The 17,335-nt window shown below is 68.9% G+C and carries 16 protein-coding genes and 1 pseudogene; 7 read left to right on the top strand and 10 right to left on the bottom strand.

The features are described from left to right. Both BHE97_RS17930 and BHE97_RS17925 read right to left on the bottom strand, forming a co-directional pair. A partial coding sequence (locus tag BHE97_RS17930; RefSeq protein WP_087625413.1) for a PTS ascorbate transporter subunit IIC occupies window positions 1–1,500 on the bottom strand: 1,500 nt, incomplete at its 3' end. Window positions 1,501–1,513: 13 nt separating this feature from the next. Continuing rightward, window positions 1,514–2,293: a PTS sugar transporter subunit IIA gene (locus BHE97_RS17925; protein WP_087625412.1), complete on the bottom strand. Its 780-nt coding sequence runs from the start codon at window positions 2,291–2,293 to the stop codon at window positions 1,514–1,516. 116 nt (window positions 2,294–2,409) lie between these two features. Between BHE97_RS17925 and BHE97_RS17920 the strand changes: the two are divergent. The 6 genes and pseudogenes from BHE97_RS17920 to BHE97_RS17895 form a co-directional block, all read left to right on the top strand. Beyond that, window positions 2,410–2,775: pseudogene (locus BHE97_RS17920) on the top strand (amidohydrolase family protein); the annotation flags it as partial. A gap of 149 nt (window positions 2,776–2,924) precedes the next feature. After that, entirely contained in the window at window positions 2,925–3,413 is a 489-nt protein-coding gene (gene uraD / locus BHE97_RS17915) for a 2-oxo-4-hydroxy-4-carboxy-5-ureidoimidazoline decarboxylase (protein WP_087625415.1), read from the top strand. After that, a complete protein-coding gene (gene uraH, locus BHE97_RS17910; protein ID WP_087625410.1) occupies window positions 3,410–3,724 on the top strand; it encodes a hydroxyisourate hydrolase in 315 nt (104 codons plus the stop codon). The genes uraD and uraH overlap by 4 nt, the downstream gene beginning before the upstream one ends. After that, entirely contained in the window at window positions 3,724–5,073 is a 1,350-nt protein-coding gene (gene allB / locus BHE97_RS17905) for an allantoinase AllB (RefSeq protein ID WP_087625409.1), read from the top strand. The genes uraH and allB overlap by 1 nt, the downstream gene beginning before the upstream one ends. Then, on the top strand, window positions 5,070–6,317 hold the full coding sequence (locus BHE97_RS17900; protein WP_236757775.1) for an alanine--glyoxylate aminotransferase family protein: 1,248 nt from the start codon (window positions 5,070–5,072) through the stop codon (window positions 6,315–6,317). The genes allB and BHE97_RS17900 overlap by 4 nt, the downstream gene beginning before the upstream one ends. Continuing rightward, window positions 6,314–7,540, top strand: a complete 1,227-nt coding sequence (locus BHE97_RS17895) for an allantoate amidohydrolase (protein WP_087625408.1) — start codon at window positions 6,314–6,316, stop codon at window positions 7,538–7,540. Before BHE97_RS17900 ends, BHE97_RS17895 begins: the two co-directional genes overlap by 4 nt. 69 nt (window positions 7,541–7,609) lie before the next feature. Here BHE97_RS17895 and hpxO read toward each other — a convergent pair whose 3' ends face one another. The 8 genes from hpxO to BHE97_RS17855 form a co-directional block, all read right to left on the bottom strand. Beyond that, window positions 7,610–8,761 carry an FAD-dependent urate hydroxylase HpxO gene (hpxO, locus tag BHE97_RS17890; RefSeq protein WP_087625407.1) on the bottom strand — a complete coding sequence of 384 codons (1,152 nt, stop codon included), beginning with the start codon at window positions 8,759–8,761 and terminating at the stop codon, window positions 7,610–7,612. A 95-nt stretch (window positions 8,762–8,856) separates the two neighbouring features. Then, entirely contained in the window at window positions 8,857–9,483 is a 627-nt protein-coding gene (locus tag BHE97_RS17885; protein WP_087625406.1) for a class I SAM-dependent methyltransferase, read from the bottom strand. Continuing rightward, on the bottom strand, window positions 9,480–10,544 hold the full coding sequence (locus BHE97_RS17880; RefSeq protein ID WP_140400247.1) for a prenyltransferase: 1,065 nt from the start codon (window positions 10,542–10,544) through the stop codon (window positions 9,480–9,482). The genes BHE97_RS17885 and BHE97_RS17880 overlap by 4 nt, the downstream gene beginning before the upstream one ends. Then, window positions 10,541–11,254: a class I SAM-dependent methyltransferase gene (locus BHE97_RS17875; protein WP_087625404.1), complete on the bottom strand. Its 714-nt coding sequence runs from the start codon at window positions 11,252–11,254 to the stop codon at window positions 10,541–10,543. The genes BHE97_RS17880 and BHE97_RS17875 overlap by 4 nt, the downstream gene beginning before the upstream one ends. Further along, window positions 11,241–12,497, bottom strand: a complete 1,257-nt coding sequence (locus BHE97_RS17870) for a glycosyltransferase family 4 protein (RefSeq protein ID WP_087625403.1) — start codon at window positions 12,495–12,497, stop codon at window positions 11,241–11,243. Before BHE97_RS17870 ends, BHE97_RS17875 begins: the two co-directional genes overlap by 14 nt. A 257-nt stretch (window positions 12,498–12,754) precedes the next feature. Next, window positions 12,755–14,257 (bottom strand): FAD-dependent oxidoreductase, encoded by a 1,503-nt coding sequence (locus tag BHE97_RS17865; RefSeq protein WP_087625402.1) that lies wholly within the window; start codon window positions 14,255–14,257, stop codon window positions 12,755–12,757. Next, window positions 14,254–15,087 carry an FAD:protein FMN transferase gene (locus tag BHE97_RS17860; protein WP_087625401.1) on the bottom strand — a complete coding sequence of 278 codons (834 nt, stop codon included), beginning with the start codon at window positions 15,085–15,087 and terminating at the stop codon, window positions 14,254–14,256. The genes BHE97_RS17865 and BHE97_RS17860 overlap by 4 nt, the downstream gene beginning before the upstream one ends. A gap of 3 nt (window positions 15,088–15,090) precedes the next feature. Then, complete coding sequence (locus BHE97_RS17855) at window positions 15,091–15,543, bottom strand: FMN-binding protein (protein WP_087625400.1); 453 nt, start codon at window positions 15,541–15,543, stop codon at window positions 15,091–15,093. A 370-nt stretch (window positions 15,544–15,913) separates the two neighbouring features. Between BHE97_RS17855 and BHE97_RS17850 the strand changes: the two genes are divergently transcribed. Continuing rightward, window positions 15,914–17,275, top strand: coding sequence for an FAD-dependent oxidoreductase (locus BHE97_RS17850; RefSeq protein ID WP_087625399.1), 1,362 nt, complete (start codon window positions 15,914–15,916; stop codon window positions 17,273–17,275). Window positions 17,276–17,335: the final 60 nt, after the last annotated feature.

Raw genomic sequence — 17,335 nt, 5'->3', positions numbered from 1 at the left:
CTTCGGGTACTTTTTTGCGGGGTTCCGGCGCCTTCGCGGCCTCATCGCCGCGTCGTCTCCCCCGCCCGGGCGCTCGCGGCGGCCTGGCTGGGTCCCAGCGCCGGTCTCGACCAGCTTCTTCTGCATGAGGATCGCGCCACCGAGGATCAGCAGACCGATGACGGCGATGACCACGACACCGCCGACCGAGCCGAGCTTGGCGCCGTAGCCGATCAGGATGCCGAACCAGCCGAAGTCGGTATCGCCGAAGGTCGTGTTCGCCGTGCCGAAGGCGCCGAGCACCTGCAGCAACAGCGCCGGCAGGAAGGTGATCAGCAGTCCGTTGACGAAGCCACCCGCCACCGCTCCGCGGCGACCACCTGTCGCATTGCCGTAGACACCCGCGGCACCACCGGTGAAGAAATGCGGCACGAGACCGGGCAGGATGAGCGCCAGCCCGAAGGCCGGGTTGAGCCACACCGAGAGCACCGCGAGACCGAGCAGACCGCCGACGAAGCTCGACAGGAAGCCGACCAGCACGGCGTTCTGTGCGTAGGGGAAGACGATGGGCGCGTCGAGTGCGGGGATCGCCCCGGGCACCACCTTGGCGGCGATGCCCTGGAAAGCCGGCACCAGCTCACCGAGGATCGTGCGGACACCGAAAAGGATGACCGCGACGGCCACACCGAACTGCAGGCCCTGCGTGACTCCCAGCATGAGGAAGTTGCCGATATCGGTCGCCCCGCCGAAGGCATCGAAGGCCTCCTCCTGGCCGACACGAGCCAGCGCGAGGAGCGAGACGACGACGTACATGAGCACCATCGACAACGCCGTCGCCACCATCGAGTCGCGCAGGAAGCGCAAGGACTCGGGGAGCTTCATGTCCTCGGTGGACTTGCTGCTCTTTCCGACCAGCCGCCCCGTCGCACCCGCCGCGATATAGCCCGCGGTGCCGAAGTGGCCGATCGCGATGCTGTCATCGCCGGTGATGCGCCGCGTCCACGGATGTGCGAAGGCAGGCAACGACACCATCAGGATGCCGAGCAGGGCGCCGCCGAGGATCACCACGAGCGGCCCGGTGTAGTCGGCCGATGCCAGCACGATCGTGATGAGCGTGGCCATGAAGAGGATGTGATGGCCGGTCAGGAAGACGTAGCTGAGCGGCGTGAACCGTGCCAGCAGCAGGCTCACCGCGAAGCCGAGGATCATCAGCCACGCCACCTGCGCCCCGTATTCGGCCTGCGCGATGCCGGCGATGGCCTCATTGGTGGGGATGACCCCCTGCGCGCCCGCGGCACTCTGGATGAGCACACCGAGCGGGTCGAGTGAGGCCACCACGAGCGTGGCGCCGGCACCGATCAGCAGGAAGCCCAGCGTCGCCTTCATCGCGCCGCCGACCACCTGGCCGGTGGTCTTGCGCAGCGCGACCAGTCCGACGGCGGTGATGATGCCGATGAGGAATGCCGGGACGCTGAGGATCTCGTTGACGAGGAACTCTGCGATGGCTACCAGCCAGTCCATGGGTCTCTCCTGATCAGACGTCGTAGAGCTCGCGCATTGCCGCGTCGAGTTCGGTGGTGCTGGTGAAGTTCTCGATGACCTTGACCGGGATGCCCACATCGCCGAGGGTCCGGGCGATCTCCCCGGAGGTGAGGATGAGGTCGGCGTCCTTGGCCTTGCCACGCGCCGAGATCGTGTCAGTGGCCTCGACCGTCAGGTAGGGCGACCATCCCCAGCGGTCCAGAACCTGTTCGAGGGTGTTTTTGAGGAACAGGCTCGTGCCGAGGCCATTCCCGCAGACCGTGAGGATGAGATTACGTGAGGATGCCGCGTCCTGGGTCTCGGTCTGCTCGGGCGCCGACCCGGTGTCGCCCGCGAGCGCCGCCTTCACCTCGGCGGGGCTGGCCGCAGCATCGAGTGCGGCCTTGGTCGAGGGATCGCCGATGACCTTGGCGAGCTGGGCCATCGCCTGCGTGTGCGCATCGTCGTCCTTCGCAGCCAGCGCCACGACGAGGGTGACCGGATCATTGCTCGGGTGCCCGAACTCGACCGGCTCGGCCAACCGCACCCACGACAGACCCGTCCGATGGACGGCGTCAGAGGGCCTGGCGTGGGCGAAGGCGAATCCGGGAGCGATGACGATGTACGGCCCGTTCTCGACGACATTGTCGATCATCGACTGGGTGTACGGAGCATCGGCGACCCCCGTGCGCTCCAGCAGCCGTCCGGCGGCCGTGACGGCCTCTTGCCAGTCACCGGCGTGGACGTCGAGGCCGATGGCCTCATCACTCAGCAGTTCGACGAGAGCGGACATACTCCGACGTTACCCCGCCGCGAACCGGAGGGCCGCGGTGCGGGGCAAGCTCACACCCGTGATTCAGCGACGACGCATCCGCACCAGCAGCGAGGCCACGTGGCGGGGCCGGTTCCAATGACCGCCAGGACATGTGGGAGACGCTGCGCAGCGGTGCCTATATGCAGCGCGCATCCGAACGTCGCGCGGACATCATGGACACCGCCACCCTGTTGCGGATCGCCTGCGACGGGGCGGCTCGCGCCCTCGGGCAGCCGGTGGCGGAAGGCGTGGCGGCCGGTCGCACGGCAGACCTCACGATCATCCGCTTCGAACGCGACTTCGCCTGCCTGCCGGTGCGCGATCCCGCCGCCAGCCTGCTCACCACCGGCACGCCGCGGATCGTCGACACGGTGCTCGTCGGCGGGGAGGCGGTCGTGGTCGACGGACAGAGCACTCGTGTCGACATCGCGGAGCTCACGGCCGAACTGATTCGGGCCTGACAGGGCCGCGGCTCTCGTGTCCGTGGGACGGGCGGTGCCGACGTTGCTGAGACACGAACAGGATCGACCCGAGGAGGGCCCGCCCGATGCGTTACGCCACGGCAACACGACGAGCGCCGGCTGAAATGTCCGCCGCCTACCGTGGCGGTATGCCGGTCGATGCCTTCAATGCCCTCCCCCGCGAGGAGGCGATCGCCCTCCTGCTGACCTGCGCTCGGGTGACCCGATGGGCGGAGGAGGTGGCCGATGCCCGCCCCTTCGGCACGCGCGACGAGCTCCTCGCGGCGGCCGAGCACTCCGCACGTCGCTGGACGGCTGCCGAACTCGACGAGGCCCTCGCCGGCCACCCGCGCATCGGCGAGCATCCCGGGGGCTCGGACCCCGAGGCGGCCTTCTCCCGCGCCGAGCAGAGCGGCGTGCCCGATGACCACGCGACCCGTGAACGCATCGCGACCGGCAATGCCGTCTACGAGCGGCGCTTCGGCCGGGTCTTCCTGGTCCGTGCCGCCGGACGCGGACCGGAGCAGATCCTGGCCGAATTGGAGCGCCGCCTGGACCACGATCCGATGGCGGAGATCCCCGTCGCGCTGGCCGAGCTGCGCGACATCGCCCTGCGCCGACTGGAGACGAGCCTATGAGCAGCTGTTCGACCCACGTCCTCGACGCCACCCGCGGTACGCCCGCCGCCGGTCTTCCTGTTGAGCTCCTGGCCGCCGACGGAAGCGTGTCCGAGGCCCGCACCGACGGGGACGGCCGGGCGCGCTTCGACGCAGAACTCGTGCCGGGTGAGCACACGCTGCGGTTCTCCACGGGGGTCTGGTTCGCCGGACAGGGTCGCGACTGCTTCTACCCTCGCGTCGAACTGACCTTCCTCGTCGGCGCCAGGGAGCACTGCCACGTCGCGCTGCTGCTGAGCCCCTTCTCCTACACCTCCTATCGGGGGAGCTGATGACGGCGACCACCCTGCGCGCGGCACGGGTGCTCCTCGACGGGACACTGCGACCGGCCGACCTCGTCCTGTGCGACGGGCGGATCGCCCGCATCGGCGACCCCGGCGACACCCCCGAGGGCGAGATCATCGACGTGCCCGACGATGCCATGGTGTTGCCCGGCGTCGTCGACACCCATGTGCACGTGAACGAGCCGGGGCGCACCACCTGGGAGGGCTTCGCCAGCGCGACGCGGGCCGCCGCTCGAGGAGGCGTGACCACGATCATCGACATGCCGCTCAACGCGATCCCCCCGACTGTCTCAGTCGCCGCACTCGACACCAAGCGCGCGGCCGCAGAAGGACAGCGCGCGGTTAACACCGGCTTCTGGGGCGGTGCCGTCCCCGACAACCTCGGCACCCTCGAAGGTCTATGGGAGGCCGGCGTCTTCGGCTTCAAGTGCTTCCTCTCACCGAGCGGCGTCGATGAGTTCCCCGCCCTGGATGCCGCGGAGTTCACCCGCGCGATGGCGGAGATCGCCCGTTTCGACGGCCTGATGATCGTGCACGCCGAGGACGCCGCGGTCCTCGACGCCGCACCAGCGCGCCCCTCCCGCGCCTATGCCGACTTCCTCGTCTCGCGACCCGATGACGCCGAGATCACCGCCATCCGTCGCGTGATCCAGCAGGTCCGCAGGACCGGCACCCGCGCCCACCTGCTGCACCTGTCGAGCGCCCGGGCGCTCGACGAGATCGCCGCCGCGCGGGACGAAGGTCTCCCGCTGACGGTCGAGACCTGCCCGCACTATCTCGTCTTCACCGCTGAGGACATCCCCGATGGCGCGCCGGAGTTCAAGTGCTGTCCGCCGATCCGCGACGCGGGCAATCGCGAGGCGCTCTGGGAGGCCCTGGGCAGCGGTCTCATCGACATGATCGTCAGCGACCACTCCCCCTCCACCGCCGAGGAGAAGCAGCGCGGTGATGGCGACTATCAACGCGCGTGGGGTGGCATCTCCGGTCTGCAGGTCGGCTTCGCCGCCGTGGCCGACGCCGCTCAGGCGCGCGGATACGGGATCGAGCACGTGAGCCGGTGGATGTCCACCGCGACCGCCGACCTCATCGGCCTGTCCGCCAAGGGCAGGATCGTGCCCGGTGCCGATGCCGATCTCCTCGTCTACGACCCGGCGACCCGCTGGCGGGTGACGGCCGGCGAGCTCGCCCACAAGAATCCGATCTCGGCCTATGACGGCCGGGAGCTGACCGGATCGGTCACCACCGCCTTCGTCGGAGGGCGATCCGTCGACCAGCCGCTGCCCGCCCTCGACACCGGGCGCGAACTGCGCCGCGCAGTCGCCGCGGAGGCACGATGACCGACCCCACCACACGAGACGGAGGCCCGGTGCCCCACCAGATCCACCCGCCCCAGCGACTCCTGATGGGACCCGGGCCCATCAGCGCCGACCCCCGCGTCCTGCGGGCGATGTCCGCGCCCCTCGTCGGCCAGTACGACCCCGCGATGACGAGCTATATGAACGAGACGATGGAGCTGTACCGCACCGTCTTCCGCACGCGGAACCAGCAGACCTTCCTGGTCGACGGCACTTCGCGTGCGGGGATCGAGGCGGCCCTGGTCTCGATCATCGAACCCGGCGACCGCGTCCTCGTCCCCGTCTTCGGGCGCTTCGGTCACCTGCTGGTCGAGATCGCGGAGCGCTGCGGAGCCGAGGTCCACACGGTCCAGGCACCTTGGGGGGAGATCGTGCCCGACGAGCTCATCGAGGAGGCCGTGCGCCGGATCGAACCGCGCCTCGTCGCCGTGGTACAGGGCGACACCTCCACCACCATGTGCCAGCCGCTGGAGGATCTCGGCGAGATCTGCCGTCGACACGGCGCACTGCTCTATGTCGATGCGACCGCATCCCTCGGCGGCAACCACTTCGAGGCCGATCGGTGGGGAATCGACATCGCGACGGCGGGACTGCAGAAATGCCTCGGCGGACCCTCCGGCAGCGCACCGATCACCCTCTCGAACCGGGCGGCGCAGGTGATCTCCGCCCGCCGGCACGTCGAGGCCGGTATCCGAACGGATGACGATATCGACCACGGCAGGCGCATCGCCTCGAACTATCTCGATCTCGCGCAGATCATCGACTACTGGGGCCCGAAGCGTCTCAACCATCACACCGAGGCCACGTCGATGCTCTACGCGGCGCGTGAATGCGCCCGGTTGCTGGCCGAGGAGGGGCTCGATACCGCGATCGAACGTCATCGTGTGCACGGGGCCGCGATGCTCGCCGGGGTCCGCGGACTGGGCCTAAGGATCTTCGGCGATCCTGACCACAAGATGAACAACGTCGTCGCCGTCCACATCCCCGACGGAGTCGACGGCGACACCGTCCGCCAGGCGATGCTCGAGGACTTCGCGATCGAGATCGGCACCTCCTTCGGCCCTCTGCACGGACGTGTCTGGCGGATCGGCACGATGGGATACAACGCACGTACGGATGCCGTCCTGCTCACGCTGGCGGCCTTCGAACAAGTGCTGCGGGCCATGGGCGTGGCGATCACCGCCGGTGGCGGCGTCTCAGCGGCCAAGGAGGTGTACGGCCGATGAGTCGCGCGACACGAGTCATCGCCCGGTGCACGGCCCTCGACCGTTTCTCGGCCAGCCCCGAGCACCTCGAACGGGTCTACCTCTCACGAGAGCACGCAGCCGCGAACGCACAGGTGGCTGCATGGATGCGCGAGGCCGGCATGCGCACCTGGGTCGACGCCGCAGGCAACCAGTACGGGCGCGTCGAGGGACGCGAACCCGGGTTGCCCGCGCTCCTGCTCGGATCCCATCTTGACACCGTGCCCGATGCCGGCAGCTACGACGGCATGCTCGGCGTGTTGATGGCGATCGAGGTCGTCGAAGAGCTCGGCTCGCGCATCGCCGATCTGCCCTTCGCGGTCGAGGTCGTGGGATTCAGCGACGAGGAGGGCACCCGTTTCGGCAAGGCGCTGCTGGGCAGCAGCGCGGCGGCCGGGCGCTGGGACACATCCTGGTGGGAGCTGACCGATGGCACCGGCTCCACCCTTGCGGAGGCCTTCACCGCGTTCGGTCTCGACCCCGGCGGCGTGGGCGAGGCCCAACGCCGGCCCGAGGAGCTCGTGGGCTATCTCGAGGCGCATATCGAGCAGGGCCCGTATCTGGAGGCCGCGGACCGCTCCCTCGGAGACGTGACCACCATCGCCGGAGCCCGCCGTTTCCTGCTCCAGGTGACCGGGGAGGCCCGGCACGCGGGCGGCACGCCGTATCCGCGTCGGCGCGATGCCCTCGTGGGCGCGAGCGAGGCGATCACTCTCATCGAGGCCACGGCCCGAGCATCGGAATGCGTCGCGACGGTCGGCCAGATCACGGTGCAGCCCGGGGGCGTCAATGTCATCCCTGGTCGGGCCGATTTCAGCCTCGATCTGCGGGCCGCGACGGATGCGGAGCGCGATGCGATGTGGGAAGAGCTCGACTCCAAGATCGCTGCGCTGTGCGCCGCTCGCGGCCTCGGTTATGCCGTGACCGAGACGCACCGGGCACCGGCGATGGTGTGCGCCCCGTGGTTGCGCGCGTGCATCGTCGAGGGGATCGCCGCCGCCGGTGATACCGAGCCGATGGAGCTGTGGAGCCGGGCGGGCCACGACGGCATGGTGATGGGGACGGTCACCGATGTCGCGATGCTCTTCCTGCGCTGTTTCGACGGCATCAGCCATCATCCGGGCGAGGATGTCCGGGAGATCGACGTCGAGCGCGGGCTGGTGGCTTTCAAGGCCGCCGTCCTCGCGGTGGCCGAGCGATCCTGACCCCTCACCGTGTGGCGGTAGGTCATCAACCTCACCCACCCGGTGGCAGACCACCGGGCGACGACCGCCTCAGAGCGGGGCACCCACCATATTGCCGATGATGCCGCCGAGCGAGTGCGTGCCGTCCTCCTGCCAGAGCGAGGCATACCAGTCTTCGGTCGCGGCGGGATCCTTCGCATGCGTGACATCGCAGCGCTTGCGGGCCTTCAGCACCAGCTCTGCGGCACGCTCGCTCCGCGCCTGCTGATAGCGGCGCAGCGCATCGGCGACCCCGAGGGTCGTGCTGCGCAGCACCCACTGGAGCGCGATGGCGTCCTCCAGTGCCGAACATCCGCCCTGACCGATATCGGGGGTCGTCGTATGTGCGGCATCGCCGAGTAGGGCCACCCGGCCTCGGGTCCAGGTGTGGAAAGGATCGACATCGTGGATCTCCACGCGATTCACCCGGTCACCACCGACAGCGTCCAGCAGACGCTGCACGCCGGGAGCCCAGTGCGCGAAGCGCTCGCGGAGCTCCGCGATCTCACCGCCGGGCGCCACCTCGCGGCCGGCGGGCTCCACCACGTCGAAGAAGTAGTAGAACCGCCCATCGGCGACCGGCATGACCGAGACCCGTTGTCCTTCAGCGACATAGGTCGTCCACTGGTCCGCGGGTCCGATCGACTCGTGGATCTGCACGAGCCCGTTGTAGTTGACATAACCCGCATAACGTCGCGGGAGCTCCTCCCCGACCACATAGGCGCGCGAGCGGGACCTGGCCCCGTCGGCGGCGATCAGCAGATCGCCGCGTGCCCGTGTGCCGTCCTCGAAGAGGGCGTCGACGCCTTCCTCGTCCTGCTCGATCGCGGTCAGCCGCTTGCCGAAGGACACCGCATCGCCCACGTCATCGAGCAGCATCGCCTGTAGATCGGCTCGGGCTACGGGATAGGGACGCTGCCCGGACACCTCGGTCACCGGGGCGAGGCTGAACCGGCACATCGTCCGGCCGCTGTGACCGTCGGCATAGGCCATGTGGTCCATCCGCCCACCGAGCGCGGCGAGACGGTCACTGAAGCCGAGATAGTTGAGGCACTTGACGCCATTGGACCACAGCGAGATCGCCGCACCCACAGGGCGATTCTGACGCACCTGCTCGTAGACCTCGACCTCATAGCCGATCTCGCGCAAGGCCACGGCGGCACTCGCGCCGCCGATACCGCCGCCGATGACGATGGCCTTCACTGCAACTCCCGTTCTCCGCTGAAACCCTTTCGTTTCACGCTAGAAAGCGCAGATCACACCGGCGTTACGGCGGTGTTCCGGTCCGAGGGCGGGAGTCAGGGACGCGCGAGGACGCGCAGGCTGCCCGTGACCGCGGACTCGACGAAACCGTCCTCCAGTGCCCGCAGGTAGACGCGATACGGGGCCCGACCGCCGTCGGCCGGATCGGGGAAGACATCGTGGATGACCAAGGCTCCACCCGACCGTACCCGCGGTGCCCATCCGGCGTAGTCGGCCTGAGCGGCCTCATCGGTGTGGCCGCCGTCGATGAACACCAGGTCCACGGGGGTCTGCCAGATCGCGCTGACCGTGGCGGAGCGGCCCACGATCGGCACCACGACATCCTCCAATCCCGCATCGAAGAGAGCCCGGCGCAGGCTCGGCAGGGTATCGAAGACTCCGGTGGCGGGGTCGACAAGATCGGCGTCATGGTACTCCCAGCCGACCTGATGTTCCTCCGATCCCCGGTGGTGGTCGACCGTGACGAGCGTGGCCCCCGCCTCCCGGGCGACATGCCCCAGATGGATCGTGGACTTGCCGCAGTAGGTGCCGATCTCCACGAGCACACCGTCGGGGGTGACGTACTCGGCGGCAGCCCGACGCAGCGCCGCGGCCTCGTCATCGGGCAGGAAACCTTTGACCTCCGCGGCGATCCTGGCCAGCTCGGCGGGCAGCTCACTCATCGCAGGGACTCCTGGCACGGGCAGGCGACCATCCAGTCGGTGCGGACATGTCGCATCGGGTGGAACAGATCGTGGGCCGGGGTGACCGCGGAGAGCGCATCGGCGGCCAGGATCACCGTGCCGCTCGTCCAGGTGGTCCGCTCCACGGGCCAACGCACGCCATCGGAGTAGACCAAGCCGGTCCAGTACGAGCCATCGTCATCGCGCAGGTGCTGCATCTCGCTGAACACGCGTAGCGCGTCATCGCGTCGCCCCATCGCCTCCAACGCGAGCACCAGCTCACACGACTCGCCGCCCGTCACCCAGGGATTGACGGTGACACAGCGCGCCCCGAGACCCGGCACCACGAACTCGTCCCAGCGCTCGTCGATCCGTTCGTGCGCTGCCTCGCCCATGAGCGAGCCGCCGAGCACCGGGTAGTACCAGTCCATCGAGTGCCGCGGCTTGGGGGTGAACCAGTCGAGATGGGCGCGCAGCGCGTGGTCGATCCGGGCGACGGCCAACTCCCAGTCCGGACGCTGATGCCCCCACACTCGCGCGAGATCGAGGGCGCACCGCAGGCTGAAGGCGATCGAGGCGTTGCCGGTCACCAGAGCCTGCTCGGAGAGCTCGCCGTCCTCACCCCGCGACCACGCCACGAGCCCCGACGGGAGACGCATCGACAGCACGCACTCCATCGCGCGGTCGATGACGCTCCAGAAGCGTTCGAGGTCGCCGGTGGGATCCATCGCCCACAGATGCCGCACGCCGGCGGCGATATAGGCGCAGAAGTTGGCATCGGTGGCGGGATCCTCGACGGTGTCGCCGACATAGCGCGTGGCCCAGGAGCCGTCGGCGCGCTGCGCGGCGGCGAGCCAGTCGAAGGCCGCCACGGCCTCGCCTCGCCGGCCCGCCGCGGACAGGCCCATCGCGGCCTGCACGTGATCCCAGGGGTCGGTGTGCCCCCCGGCGTACCAGGCGATCTGCCCCGACGAGTGCTGCGCCTCGATGATCGAGTCGGCGGTCTGCTCGACCTGTTCGACCGAGAGGACACCCGGGACATGCGGCAGCGGCATCGTCACAGCGGCCTGGTGAAGTAGAGGGCGACGCTCTTGCCGATCAGCGGGTTGAGCGCCTTCTCCGCGACCCGGGTGGCGGCCGGCGCCTTCATCATGTCCCACACCAGCAGCCGGTGGTATCCGCGGACCAGCGGATGCTGGTCGCGTTCGACTCCCACCGCGCACTTGATCCACCAGAACGGCGAGTGCAACGCGTGGGCGTGGTGCTGGTGGGTGAAGACGAGCCCCGCGTCCTCGAGCTTGGCGCGCAGCTCATCGGCCTTGTAGATGCGGATGTGCCCGCCCTCATTCGCGTGATACTCGTCCGAAAGCGCCCAGCAGACCCGTTCGGGCAGCCAGCGCGGCACGGTGACCGCCAGCGTGCCGCCCGGGGCGAGGACCCGGACCAGCTCGCTGATCGCCTGGACGTCCTCGGGCACGTGTTCCAGGATCTCCGAGGCGAGCACGGTATCGAAGGAGGCGTCCTCATAGGGCAGGTCGAGGATCGAGGCGACGACGGTCTCGCCGGTGCCCCCCGCCGGGACCTCGCCCTCGGCGGCCATCGCCTCGAACATGTCCTGCACGCCCTTGAGCTCGACCTCGTCGAGGTCGAGGGCTGTGACACGCGCACCCCGGCGCAGCGCCTCGAAGGAGTGCCGTCCGGCACCGGCACCCGCATCGAGGAAACGCGTGCCGCGCCCGACGCGCAGGCGATCGAAGTCAACGGTCAGCATCGGTCTCCACCTCTGTATCGGACAGTTTCCCCACCCGCGCGATCTCGCGCTCGTAGGCCTCCACAGTGGCACGGGCCACCGACACCCAGCTGAAACGTTCCACAGCCCGCTCTCGTCCTGCACGCCCGTAATGTTCCCGGCGTTCGAGCGAGTCGAGCAGGGCGCCGATCTCCTCGACCAGTGCCTCGACATCGCCCGGTTCGACGAGCACACCGGCGTCGCCGACCACCTCGGGGAGGGCTCCGGCTCGGCTGGCGACCACCGGGGTGCCGCAGGACATCGCCTCGACCGTCGGCAGCGAGAAGCCCTCGTACAACGACGGCACCGCCATGACCTCGGCCGAGGCCATCAGATCGGCGAGCTGCTCGTCGGAGATGCCGCTGTGGATCGTGACCGCGTGCTCGATCCCGAGCTCGCGCAGACGCGCGACCGTGGGGCGCTCGACCGGCGAGACCAGGTGCAGGGTCACGTGCTCGTGCTCCGTGCGCAGCTTGGCGACCGCGTCGAGCAGATGCGGCACACCCTTGAGCGGCTTGTCCGCGCTAGCGACCGCGACGATCCGGCCGGGGATGCGCGCACCGCGCGGGGCGAAGAGATCGGTGTCGACACCGAGCGGGATCACCGCCATCCGCTCCGGATCGATACCGAAGTCGTGGGCGGTGTCGGCCGCAGAGATGGACGACACGCCGAGGATCGACGGCAGCCGCCGGGCCACCCGTGCCTGCATCCTGACGAATCGGTACCAGCGACGCGTCGTGATCTGCTTGCGCAGCGGCGCGGCCGCGATGTCCAGCCGCCGATCCCTGCTGATCGGATGGTGGATCGTGGCGACCAGCGGGATGCCGCGGCGGACCAATGACAGCAGACCGTAGCCGAGGCTCTGGTTGTCGTGCACGACATCGAAGTCGGCTGCTCGGGGGCCGAAGAGCCGGCGGATCCGCAGGCTGAAGGTGAGCGGCTCGGGGAATGCCGCGGTGATCATCTGCGCATATTCCAGGCCGTCGATCCAGTCCCGGAACTCACGTGGGCGCGGGGTGCGGAAGGGGTCGTCCTCGCGATAGAGATCGAGGCTCGGCACCTTCTCCAGGCGCACGCGGGGATCGAGCTGTTCGGGATAGGGCTGACCGGAGAAGACGGTGACCTCGTGGCCGAGCTCGGCGAGCCCCCAGCTGAGGTGGCGGACGTAGACGCCCTGCCCACCGCTGTGGGTCTTGGTGCGATAGGAGAGCAGAGCGATGCGCATGTGGTCCCTCCTCACACCTCGCGTACCGAACGGTAACCCATAGTGACAGGTCCACTGTCACCGTCGCGTCGCCCCTCCCCGGCCAGGGCGGTATCCGGCCCCGTCATCGCTTCGCTCCACCGCGCCGGGGACTGATGATGATGCATCCTGGTTGTCATCGGGACCCTGATGCATCATCATCGGTCCGGACCCGCTCGGAACTCGATGCATTGCGGTCGCTCTAGCAACCGTTATGCATCATCATCGGTCCGCGCGTATCAGTAGCCGAGGAAGCGATCGGTGCGGATGCGGCGTACCCGTCCGCGCAGCTCCCGGCGCAGCGCATCGACGGAGGCCGGTGAGCCGGAGAGATACACCTCGCGCTCGGCGGCATCGGGCACGAGCGCGAGCACCTCGTCCCAGCCCGGCAGATCCCCGCTGACCACCTGGGCATCGACGTCCAGCGCGGCAAGCTCCTCGGCATAGGGCTGCACCTCGCCGGCCCGCACATGGTGCAGCAGCCGCACATCCCGCCTGACTCCCCCGGCCCGCAGCTGGCTCATGAACGGGGTGATGCCGATGCCGCTGGCGATCAACAACACCTTCTCCCCCGGGTCACGAGGCAACAGGAAGTCGCCGCTCACCCCGGTGGCAGCGAGTCGCGCCCCGGCCGGCAGCGCCGCCAATGCCTTCTTGAAGCTCGACGCGTCCTCGGGTTCGCGGATCGCGACGCAGACCTCGGACCCCGGCGGCGAGGCGATGCTCAACATCCTCCGTGCACCGCGCGAGTCCGCACGACCGTGCGGCAGATGCAGCTCCAGGTACTGACCAGGCTCGAAACGAAGGGGTCGGTCGGCCGCGAAGCGGTACTCGTAGACGTCGCTGCCCATCGGCCGACGCTCGCGCAGCGTGAGCCCGACCCGACCGCGCTGGCCGAAGGCGAAGGCGAGGATGCCGGTGACGACCAGCGTCAGCTCATAGGTGCTCTCGAAGGGTCCGATGGGGGTGAAGGAGCCGAAGGCCGCGAAAGACCACAGAGGCAGTGCGAAGAGCGCACCGGCCAGCGCCGCGAGCATCCACCGCTGGACCCGGCGAGGCGGCAGGGTCAACGGCTCGCTCAACATGAAACCGGCGAAGAACACCAGCGGATAGGCCGAGAACGCCTGACGGATCGCGGTGCCGGTATCGGTCCCGAAAGCGATCAGCCCCCACACTGTCAGGGGCGTCGCGACGAGCAGGAAGATCGCGGCGATGTCGTAGCGTGCGGTGCGTCGCAGCACCACGAGCGCGCCCACCACAGCGACCGGAAGCAGGATCTCACTAGCGGCCCACCAGGTCGTATAGGGCATCGAGTCAGCCCCGGCAGCCCACGCGATCAGCACGGTGAGGACAACCCCCGCGGCCGCGGGATTGACCACGTGCCGCCGGCGCACCGCGATGACGTACTTCGAGGCCTGTGCCAGCACGGCGACGAGGGCCAGCCAACCGAGGGTGCGCGGATCGCTGCTCGGCCAGTAGAGGAACCACAGCAGCAGGCCGGTGATGACCGCGGAGTCGAGGTGGGGCGAGGCTCCCGCCAGGCGTCCGATCACCGCATTCGCCGCGATCGACGCCCCCAGCATCACCGCGAGGGTGAGCAACATGGCGGGGACGCTGAAGATCCCCGGATCGAGCCATCCTGCACCGGCCGCGATCAGCGCCCAGCCCCCGAACACGCCGAGGACGACGATCACCAGCCGGTACATCGTCAGGCGGGCGAGCAGCTGGTCGACGGCGGTCACCGGAAGACCTCCCCGGGCAGCCCGATGGCGCGGATGCGCAGGGACCGGTCGATCACCGCGCAGCCCACGCCGGGGAACTCGTCGAGCACCCGCTCGGGGGAGACGAAGAAGAGGGCCGTGGCGAGGCCATCGGCCAGTGCGGCGGAGGGGGCGACGGCCCACGTGGCGACGATGTCCGAGGCGGGGCGTCCAGTGCGTGCGTCCAGGATGTGATGGAGGCCCTCTCCCCAGATCCGGCGGTTGGCGGCCGAGGCGGCGACGGCGTGTCCCGGCGGCACCTCGATCACGCCCACGGCCTTGCTCGGATCGGCCGGATGCTCCATCGCGACCCGCAACGGCTGGGGACCGCGGTGGACGATATCGCCACTCGCGTCGACCGTCACCGGCTCGCCGACGAGGTCTGCGACCCGGTCGGCCAGATAGCCTTTGCCGACAGCGCCGATATCGACCACGACCGGCTGATCGACCTCGATGGTCGATCCCTCTCGGCGGGCGTCGGTCCAGCGGAATGCGGCGACGGCCTCGCCGTGCGCGGTGAGCGTGTAGTCGGCGTCGTAGCCCAGGCGCTCGAGACTGGCACCGATCGCGGGACTCATAGCCCCGTCCGTCAACCGATGGAGCCGGTCGTAGAGGGCGAAGATCTCCGGCGCGTGCTCACCGAGGTCGACGTGACCCGTGGTGCGTAGCCGCGTGACCTCGGAGTCGCCACGGAATCGCGACCAGATGCGGTCGAAGCCCTCGACGAGGCTCAGCACCGCGGACCGGTCGATATCCGTACCCGCATCCAGGCGCCACCGGGTGCCGATCGCGTCGAAGACCCAGCTGTGCACGGGTCAGGCCCGGGCGTCGTCGGTGATCTGTGCGATGGCGTCGTTGAAGCCGCCGCTGGTGAGCGACGATCCGGAGACCTTGGAGACGTCGAGCTCGGTGATCTTCTTGCCGACCACCTCGGCGTCGATGCCGCCCTCGAACTTCCCCTGGAACTGCTCGGAGTTGCCGCCCTCGGCGTTGCCCTCGACATCGAGGTCCGTGATCGTCCCATCGGCCTCGAGGGTCACCTCGACATCGACGGACTGGGTGCCGCCGGGGGTCTGGTAGCTGCCGGTGGCCTCGTAGTCGCCGGGGGTGAAGGAGCCGGTGGTGTCGTCACCGTCGCCGGTGTCATCGGGGGATGCGGACGGCGCGGGAGTCGGATCGACCTGTTCGGCCTCCGAGCCGCAGGCCGCGGTGAAGAGGGCAGCGGAGGCGGCGGCGGTGAGGACGGCGGTCCGGGCGGTGCGGCGCATGGGGACTCCTCGTGAGGCTGATTGCGTCGTCAACCATCACGGTAGGCAGCCGTGCCAAGATCGTGCTGGCGCTCCGCTGAGCTTTCCCTGTGAGACGCCGCCTAGCCCGTCGGCTGAGCATCCCCTCCTCCCCGTTGAGTGTGACCTTTGGCCGGCGGAAATCGGGTTTTGGCCGTCCAAACGTCACACTCAAGGACTCCGCTGCGCTCCGTCTCCCCCAAGGACTCCGCTGCGCTGCCCCCAGGGCGGTGCCCCCAACACTCAACGGGAGGGGGATTTCACATCGCGGACAGGTTCTGATGGTTGTGACGTTCGCGTTAGGCTGGCCTAAGGCCCACTGGGCAGTTTTGTCGTGTATTCCAGGAGTGACATGAGCAGGAAGTTGCGGGTCGCCGTCGTCGGCGCCGGTCCGGCCGGCGTGTACGCCGCCGACATCCTCACCAAGACCGAGGATGTCGACGTCACGGTCGACCTCATCGACCGCGATCCCACCCCGTTCGGCCTCATCCGCTACGGCGTCGCGCCCGATCACCCGCGGATCAAGGAAATCGTCAAGGCGCTCAAGCGCGTCATGGCCAATCCCGATATCCGCTTCTTCGGCAATGTGGCCTTCGGCGATGACATCAAGCTGGAGGATCTGCGTCAGTTCTACGACGCGATCGTCTTCGCGACCGGTGCCCGCCGCGACCGCGAACTGGACATCCCCGGTATCGACCTCGACGGCTCCTACGGTGCCGCCGACTTCGTGTACTGGTACGACGGCCACCCCGATGTGCCGCGCGACTGGGACTTCCAGCCGCACGCCAAGGAGGTCGCGGTGCTGGGTGTCGGCAATGTCGGCCTCGACGTCAGCCGCATCCTGGCCAAGACCGCCGACGAGCTGCTGGTCACCGAGATCCCGGACAATGTCTACGAGGGACTCAAGAAGAACGCCACCACCGACGTCCATGTCTTCGCCCGCCGCGGTCCGGCGCAGGTCAAGTTCACGCCGATGGAGCTTCGCGAGCTGAACCACAGCCCGAATATCGATGTCATCGTGCATCCCGAGGGCTTCGAATTCGACGAGGGCTCGATGGAGGCGCTCAAGGCCGCCAAGAGCCAGAAGCTCGTGGTCGACGTGCTGACCAAGTATCTGGCCGCCGAGCCCAGCGGCGCACCGCACCGCATCCACATCCACTTCTGCCAGAACCCCGTCGAGGTGCTCGGCGAGGACGGCAAGGTCGTGGGCCTGCGGACCGAGATCACCGAGCTCGACGGCACGGGCAATGTGCGCGGCACGGGCGAGTTCAAGGACTGGCCGGTCCAGGCGGTCTACCGTGCGATCGGCTACTACTCCGATGTGCTCGCGGGTCTGCCCTTCGATGCGGCGGCTGGCGTGGTGCCCAATGACGGTGGGCACGCGATCGACCTCGATGGCTCCCCGATCCCCGGTGTCTATGTCACCGGCTGGATCAAGCGCGGCCCGGTCGGCCTGATCGGCCACACCAAGTCCGATGCCGCACAGACGATCGCCATGCTCGTCGACGACATCGACTCGCTCGCGGTTCCCGAGCATGCCGAGCCCGAGGCCTTCGACCGCTACCTCGACGCGCGTGGCCTCGAGTACACGACGTGGGAGGGCTGGGAGAAGCTCGACGCCCACGAGCTCGGACTCGGCGAGGCCCACGAGACCGAGCGCGAGCGCGTCAAGGTCGTCCCGCGCGAGGAGATGGTGCGCATCGCGCGCTCCTGATCCGTCGACATCAGAACGGCCCGCCTCCCGAGGGAAGCGGGCCGTTCTGCTGTCCTCACC

This window comes from Aeromicrobium sp. PE09-221 (assembly GCF_002174305.1).
In the GTDB taxonomy this organism is placed as follows: domain Bacteria; phylum Actinomycetota; class Actinomycetes; order Propionibacteriales; family Nocardioidaceae; genus Aeromicrobium.
This window is presented reverse-complemented; position numbering and strand designations above follow the sequence as displayed.

Coding starts and splice junctions, on each gene's coding strand:
- BHE97_RS17925 (WP_087625412.1), bottom strand. CDS start 2,293: ATGTCCGCTCTCGTCGAACTGCTGAGTGATGAGGCCATCGGCCTCGAC.
- uraD (WP_087625415.1), top strand. CDS start 2,925: ATGCCGGTCGATGCCTTCAATGCCCTCCCCCGCGAGGAGGCGATCGCC.
- uraH (WP_087625410.1), top strand. CDS start 3,410: ATGAGCAGCTGTTCGACCCACGTCCTCGACGCCACCCGCGGTACGCCC.
- allB (WP_087625409.1), top strand. CDS start 3,724: ATGACGGCGACCACCCTGCGCGCGGCACGGGTGCTCCTCGACGGGACA.
- BHE97_RS17900 (WP_236757775.1), top strand. CDS start 5,070: ATGACCGACCCCACCACACGAGACGGAGGCCCGGTGCCCCACCAGATC.
- BHE97_RS17895 (WP_087625408.1), top strand. CDS start 6,314: ATGAGTCGCGCGACACGAGTCATCGCCCGGTGCACGGCCCTCGACCGT.
- BHE97_RS17885 (WP_087625406.1), bottom strand. CDS start 9,483: ATGAGTGAGCTGCCCGCCGAGCTGGCCAGGATCGCCGCGGAGGTCAAA.
- BHE97_RS17875 (WP_087625404.1), bottom strand. CDS start 11,254: ATGCTGACCGTTGACTTCGATCGCCTGCGCGTCGGGCGCGGCACGCGT.
- BHE97_RS17870 (WP_087625403.1), bottom strand. CDS start 12,497: ATGCGCATCGCTCTGCTCTCCTATCGCACCAAGACCCACAGCGGTGGG.
- BHE97_RS17855 (WP_087625400.1), bottom strand. CDS start 15,543: ATGCGCCGCACCGCCCGGACCGCCGTCCTCACCGCCGCCGCCTCCGCT.
- BHE97_RS17850 (WP_087625399.1), top strand. CDS start 15,914: ATGAGCAGGAAGTTGCGGGTCGCCGTCGTCGGCGCCGGTCCGGCCGGC.